Origin of the sequence: Pseudonocardia sp. SID8383 (assembly GCF_009864975.1) — a bacterium.
Lineage (GTDB): Bacteria > Actinomycetota > Actinomycetes > Mycobacteriales > Pseudonocardiaceae > Pseudonocardia > Pseudonocardia alni.
Genome location: NZ_WWFY01000614.1, coordinates 1 through 458 on the forward strand (window position 1 = coordinate 1; position 458 = coordinate 458).

Genomic DNA, 458 nt, shown 5'->3' on the forward strand with positions numbered 1-458 from the left:
CGCAGCAGCGCGGCCAGGCGCGGGTTCAGCTCGACGGCCAGGTGGTGGCCGCGGCCGCCGAGGCGCTCGGCGATGACGTCGGTGAACGCCCCGGTGCCCGGCCCCAGCTCGACGACGACCGGGTCCCCGGTCGCGGGGACCGGTGCGGTGGCGGCGAGGGCCAGCGCCCGGGAGCTCGGCAGCGCCGACGCCGTGCGCAGCGGGTCGCGCAGGAACTCCCGCAGGAACGCACCGGTCCCGGCCGGGGACGCGTGCGGGGACGGGGTGGACGGGGCGACGGTGCTCATCGGGCTCCGGGGTCTCGTGCGGCGCGACCGGGTCACCGTGCCGGTCCGGTCCGAACGCCGCCCGACGGCGGGGTGAACGCGCCGCGACCGGTGGCGGTGGGGATGATGGAGGCGATGAGCGAGCGCGACCGCACCCCAGCCGACGCCGGCCCCCTCGCGCTGCCCGCTGCG

At 79.5% G+C, this 458-nt stretch carries 1 pseudogene; it reads right to left on the reverse strand.

Annotation, left to right across the window (positions count from 1 at the left end):
* Nucleotides 1-287: pseudogene (locus GTW08_RS14835) on the reverse strand (SAM-dependent methyltransferase); the annotation flags it as partial.
* Nucleotides 288-458 lie beyond the last annotated feature (171 nt).